The sequence below is a fragment of the Acidaminococcales bacterium genome, assembly GCA_031290885.1.
In the GTDB taxonomy this organism is placed as follows: domain Bacteria; phylum Bacillota; class Negativicutes; order Acidaminococcales; family JAISLQ01; genus JAISLQ01.
The window spans coordinates 1-5,400 of record JAISLQ010000005.1 but is presented as its reverse complement, the minus strand read 5'-3'; the positions used below and the strand labels follow the sequence as shown (position 1 = coordinate 5,400).

The following is a 5,400-nucleotide window of genomic DNA, read 5'->3' as shown; positions in this document are numbered from 1 at the left end:
TGTAAAAAACACGGCTTCCTTTTTGCCGGCAGTTCAAGTGCGCTGCATTGCAATATGGTCTTCTATCTATTGACGACACTATCTAACAGAAAATAAATTAAGATTGCTGCACAAACGCCGTCTTTATTCTTTCAAGAGTTGCGTTTTCATTAGCTATTTTTAATTAGCATTCCCAAATTCTTAAAACTATCCAACCGCGAGCCTCAAATAATGCTGTAACTTCGGAGTCGCGTCGCATATTTCGCTCGCGTTTTTTTGCCCAGTATTCGGAATTTGAGTTCGGTCGCGTATTACGGCAGTCGTGCCCATGCCAAAAACAACCGTCAACAAACACCGCAATGCGTTGCTTCAAAAATACAAAATCGGGTTTGCCGTTAACGGGATAATTACGTCGCCAACCCGTTATTCCGGTTGCTTTGAACAATGCAATTAAACGAAGCTCGGCGGATTTATTACCATTAGAGCGCACTTTACTCATTACTGCCGAGCGCGTAGAGCTATCGAAAACATCAGCCATTTGCTGGGATATCTGCCCTCCGATAATCTGAATATAATGCGACGGCGCGTTTAAGTTGCGAACGAACGGTTGGAGTTAAAGTTTTATAGTTGTCGGATTGTTCAAGCGCAAAAAAATAATAAGCCTCAGGAACTGATGGTATTGCGCAGATAGCGTTTGCGCGTTTAAGCCGCGAAAGCGTGTCGCGTTGTGCGCGTTCCGACATTGTTTGAGTATTATGAAGCCAATCAAGAAACAGTTCATAATCTATTGAATTATGTCGTTTGTTTTCATCATTTGCTATGTGGTAAGACAACGCTTTAGCAACAAACTCAGCGAGTTTAACCGGAACGGCGTTACCAATCATCTGTTCCGTATCTGTCTTGTTGCCGCTCCATTTATAATTAGGCGGGAATGTCTGAATTAACGCCCTTTCAAGCGTTGTCAAAGCGCGTATTGAACTGTCAATTTCCTTTGCATCGTTTGAGTGACCGGGATACCCGGGAGGGACAGGTCGGTTCATTCCTCTAACTGTTGGCGATGGCTCGTCAATGGTATATACTGCCCGACGGTTGTAATTACGCGGGTGTCTATAATAATACTCGAAGTCGAGCGACATGCCAAAATAATCGCGGAGCGTCATTTCTTTTTTACTTAAATTAAGCGTTATGTAATTTAAGAGGAAGCCGTCCTCGGTTTCTTGCGCCCCAATGCAGAAAAACCGTTTGCGGCGTTGCGGTACTCCGCAAAAACTTGCGTCGATAATTACTTCGGTTAAACCGTATCCCGCATTTTTAAAAATCGTTCTTGCTGTTGAGTAAGTCGCGCTTTTGGGAATACGGTCTACGTTTTCCATCACAAACCAACGAGGAACTATTGCGGAAATAATTTCCGCAAATGCCTCGGTAAGTGCCGCCCGTTTATCTTCAATACGCTTGCCAGCGTGGGAAAAATCTTGACAAGGCGGCCCGCCAATAATTACGTCGGGATTTAAGGCTTGAATACTCTCAATAGCGCATTTTACATTCGATAAATCCGCACGAAAAACAGGATGATTAAAGTTGTTTTCGTAACAAGCGGCGGCGGTTTCCCACGACTCATATGCTCCAACAATCTCAAAACCCGCGTTTTGGAATCCTATGGATAATCCGCCGCAACCCGCAAATAAATCAACAACCTTTTTCATCAGCACACCCTCCTTGACCGCCGAAGCAAGGCATGATAAAATTCATTAATACTATAACGTATATCTTTAATGACGTCAAGAGTTTGACGTCAAAAATAAATAAGGCGGTATTTAAAATGCCGAAAATAAAAAAAGAAAATGCCGAAATATCATCAGGATTGTTTGGCATAAAGCATTCCAACCGTACAACGGATATGCATTGGGGGAAGAACTGTTTCAATTCAAGCTTTCCAACATCAGTAGCGTGTTATATGCTTGCGAATAACATACCTGCTATATACAACAGATTGATAATTGACGCTGGAGAACTTCGAGTAGCGGCTTCGGATATTTCTTTACGCGATGTCTTTAATTGCGGCAATCTGCCTTTGGATGAGCTTGATTTTCGCTTTGAATCAAAGTATGAGCCATACCAAATATATTCGTTTGATACAATAGACGCGATAGACCTTGTAATAAAAACAATCGGCAAAAAATTTCTATCCCCGCTTGAAATTAAGTTGACTGTGTTGCCGACTTCAAACACAAGCACTTTGCCAGAGAATGAATGGGGTTGTGAGTTAGTCGTGCGTTCAGCCACGACGTCGTATTGCGCTCTTGGTATGTTTGATTCGGTCAGAGACGATGCGCCTGGCGTCCGAGAGATTTTCGAAAAAGCTTGCGCCGATATTGGCTCATGGACGAACGATTTTGAAATGAGACATAAAACCCCCGCATTATCTGAAAGTATAAATGCCTTTCAACGTAAATATTTAAATAGGCAAAAATCGCTTCTTGTACAAACTATTTGGAAAACGCAAGGGCAATCGCCTACGCTTGCCGATAATGCTTTCGATATTGTTGTTTGGAGCGATTATGCTTTTTCGCGTTTATTTATTGACAACGCAACGACTACCGAGTCCACTATGAGCCGTCCAATGAGAGCTTCCGCAAAACTAGCTCGTTGTCTTTGGGAACTCAGTAAATCTGGTAAAATACGATTAGGAGAAATTTATCGACAAATGGCCTTTGATAATCAAACCGACAAAGAATTTGCAATACAGGGCGCAAAGTGGCGTAGTTACGTTTCGTCGAAAAGGATTATACGGCCTATTCTTCATAAAAGTGTGGTAGAAAAAATAATTGAATTAGGCTACATAGAAAAACTTCGCCCAGAACGACGTTTTGACCAAACGCTTTACTTTATGATGAGGCGTTAATACGAGCGAAAGGGTCAATTGATTTAAAAAATTTCTGCTGTTGTTTTTAAAAATAAAAAAATCCCCTGTCGGCACAAAACGTACCGGCAGGGGATTTTAAACTATTAAACCGTATTGCCATTTTCTCCTTAAAAACGCCAGCGCCAGCCGACTTTCAAAAGATGCTTGTCGCCCTTGCCGGAAAGGCCGCGGTAAGCGCCGATTACAAAGGCTTTGTTTTCGTACTCAATGCCGGCGTAGCCTTGCTTCGCGCCGGCCAGCGCGGCCAGAACCACGCCGCGCGGCTTGTAAAATTCCTTTTTGAGTTCTTCCTTTTGCGCCGCCAATTCGCGGTTCGCCCAGGCGGTAAGGTCGATGGTGGCGGCGCTCTCCTGCCGCACCACTAACTGGCCTTTCTCGAAAGCGTGTTTTTCGCCGGCCACGCTGTCAAAAGTAAAATCCTGCCCGTTGATCCGTGCGATCACCTCCGGCGCTTCCGTTTCGATTTTGACCTGCGCGCGGTCACCGGCCGTGCGCTCCACATACCTTATTTTGGTTTCGGCCAACGCTTGTACCGGAATTTCAGCAAATTTTTCCTCTTTTTGTGCAATCGGCGGCGTTGTGGCAACGACGCGGGGAAAGTATTGCCAGACGGCAAAGCCGCCCGCCGCCGCAACGTCGCTTTCGCGCAATCCTGTCGGCCCCACCGCTCCCGGATCCGGGTTGCCGCCCGGCGCGTGGCCGGGATTGATAAATACCTTTTTCATCTTATCCCTCCTAATTTGCTTCTAATGAAGTTCACTATCAGCGCCGCCGGCCTGACTTCGGCTTCGGCCAGGTTCTCCATGACCGAAATGGCCTCGGAGAAAGACAGGTAGGCGGTTACTGGCAAAAGGAAGCTGTTTTTGCCGCCGAATATCAGGTCAAGGCCGAAGGCCGTTGACAGCGCCAGCAGGTAAGTCCACAGCTTGCCGCAGAAATGCACCCGCATGGGGTCGCTCCTGATATATCCTTTTTCGCGGACACGGCGGATGTTTTTGACAATCGCCCAAAGCTCGCCCTTGTCCTTGCTGCCCTCGTCCGCAAGGCATTTGTGCGACAGAGCGACCCACTTGCAGAAAAGGCCAACGAATATCAGGATGATAAACCCCGCCTGCACTTTGAAAATGTCGGCTCCCGTCGCGGTTATGGCGATGGCCGCCGTCGCCTTGATCATAGCCAGGTCGGCAAGCGAACCCGTCGACTGCCGCATGAACTGCGTAAAATCCTGCCACAAATCAATCACCTTTCTTTCCGTATTTTTGCCTGTACCTTTCCACCGCCTTGCCCCAGGCGGACTTGTCGCCGGGGTCTCTCTCTATGGCCCTTGCGCAATGACCTGTCCCGAAGATTTTATCCAAAATGCGGGCGGGCAGGGTTATCCCCCGCTCCGCCCAAAGCCCCATTCGCCCGCAAATGGTTACGTCCGGGCTGCCGCCCAAAAGCGCGCCAAGCGATTGATCCACGCTGATCATCAGGTTGTACAGGTAGTAGCCGGCCAGATACAGCCAAAAAACCGGATGCAAAAGTTTTCTCACGTTTCATCCTCCCACGTCAGCGCGGGAAGTTCCGCCGCCAGTTCCTCCTCGGTCGGCATGGGTCGGCTGCCGGATAGGACTTCGGACATTATCTCATAGCACTTCTGCCAGGTGCGCGATTTTAAAACCACCCCGCGTATAAGCGCGCATTTAGTTTGATAAAAAAGCTCATTTAGTTTGACATAAAGTAACTTTATTAAACTACTTTAAAAATAGCCGCCTTTTAAGGAGTCATTAAAATACCCTTAAAAGGTGTTTTTTCGTGCCTTAATTTATACGCTTACATGCATCCTCCCCTTATCCTTGGCCACATAGGGCTTTCCCGGCGTCATCTGCGGGTGGTACGTCGGCAGGCGGCGGTAAAAGACAAGGATAAGCTCGTGTACTCTAAGCGGCATCCGCCGGGCGTTGAGAAAGCCCAAAGCCTTGGCCTTCTCCAGACTATCTGGTAGCGGAACATCCTTTCGCCGGCGTTAATGAGCTTGGTGGCGAAGGGCTGTTGCGCGAATAGAAGTATGGCCCCATTGTCTTTAATAATTCGTTTGTACTGTTCCCATAACTCGCCCATCGGCAACTGTTTATCCCATGCGCAGTCGGTCGTGCCGTAAGGCAAATCGCACAGAATAAGGTCTATCGATTTGTCAGGCAAACAGACCATTTCTTGAATGGCGTCAGCCGTAATTATAGCGTTTAGTTTTCTTTGCAAAATTACTCTCCTATTTTTTATTTCACATAACAACGGTTATCGGAAGCAGGACGCGGCAGGTATTGACGACTTCCGGCACTTTCACGGCACCCGCATCCGGCACTTACAAAGTAACCTGCATTGGCGGCGGCGGCGCTAGGGGGCACGGCAAGGGTGACACTTCTGCCGCTTACGGCGGGGGCAAGGGCGGCACAACGTCTTTTGGCAGCTACCTGTCCGCCGAAGGCGGGGACGGCGGCGGCTGCGGAAGCGCTGCG

At 47.7% G+C, this 5,400-nt stretch carries 8 protein-coding genes; 2 read left to right on the top strand and 6 right to left on the bottom strand.

The features are described from left to right. Window positions 1–163 precede the first annotated feature (163 nt). Both LBO03_00625 and LBO03_00620 read right to left on the bottom strand, forming a co-directional pair. Window positions 164–517 carry a very short patch repair endonuclease gene (locus LBO03_00625; protein ID MDR3348104.1) on the bottom strand — a complete coding sequence of 118 codons (354 nt, stop codon included), beginning with the start codon at window positions 515–517 and terminating at the stop codon, window positions 164–166. Beyond that, a complete protein-coding gene (locus LBO03_00620) occupies window positions 510–1,682 on the bottom strand; it encodes a DNA cytosine methyltransferase (GenBank protein ID MDR3348103.1) in 1,173 nt (390 codons plus the stop codon). Before LBO03_00620 ends, LBO03_00625 begins: the two co-directional genes overlap by 8 nt. A gap of 116 nt (window positions 1,683–1,798) precedes the next feature. Between LBO03_00620 and LBO03_00615 the strand changes: the two genes are divergently transcribed. After that, a complete protein-coding gene (locus LBO03_00615; protein ID MDR3348102.1) occupies window positions 1,799–2,881 on the top strand; it encodes a HindVP family restriction endonuclease in 1,083 nt (360 codons plus the stop codon). A gap of 128 nt (window positions 2,882–3,009) precedes the next feature. Here LBO03_00615 and LBO03_00610 read toward each other — a convergent pair whose 3' ends face one another. The 4 genes from LBO03_00610 to LBO03_00595 all read right to left on the bottom strand — a co-directional run bounded on the left by LBO03_00610 (window position 3,010) and on the right by LBO03_00595 (window position 5,143). Then, window positions 3,010–3,627, bottom strand: a complete 618-nt coding sequence (locus tag LBO03_00610) for a hypothetical protein (GenBank protein MDR3348101.1) — start codon at window positions 3,625–3,627, stop codon at window positions 3,010–3,012. Then, the gene (locus tag LBO03_00605; GenBank protein MDR3348100.1) at window positions 3,624–4,145 is read right to left on the bottom strand and encodes a hypothetical protein; all 522 of its coding nucleotides are present in this window, start codon (window positions 4,143–4,145) and stop codon (window positions 3,624–3,626) included. The genes LBO03_00610 and LBO03_00605 overlap by 4 nt, the downstream gene beginning before the upstream one ends. Then, the gene (locus LBO03_00600; GenBank protein MDR3348099.1) at window positions 4,138–4,437 is read right to left on the bottom strand and encodes a hypothetical protein; all 300 of its coding nucleotides are present in this window, start codon (window positions 4,435–4,437) and stop codon (window positions 4,138–4,140) included. The genes LBO03_00605 and LBO03_00600 overlap by 8 nt, the downstream gene beginning before the upstream one ends. Window positions 4,438–4,765: 328 nt before the next feature. After that, complete coding sequence (locus LBO03_00595) at window positions 4,766–5,143, bottom strand: site-specific DNA-methyltransferase (protein ID MDR3348098.1); 378 nt, start codon at window positions 5,141–5,143, stop codon at window positions 4,766–4,768. A 62-nt stretch (window positions 5,144–5,205) separates the two neighbouring features. On the opposite strand from LBO03_00595, the gene LBO03_00590 reads away from it, so the two are divergent. Further along, a partial coding sequence (locus LBO03_00590) for a hypothetical protein (protein ID MDR3348097.1) occupies window positions 5,206–5,400 on the top strand: 195 nt, incomplete at its 3' end.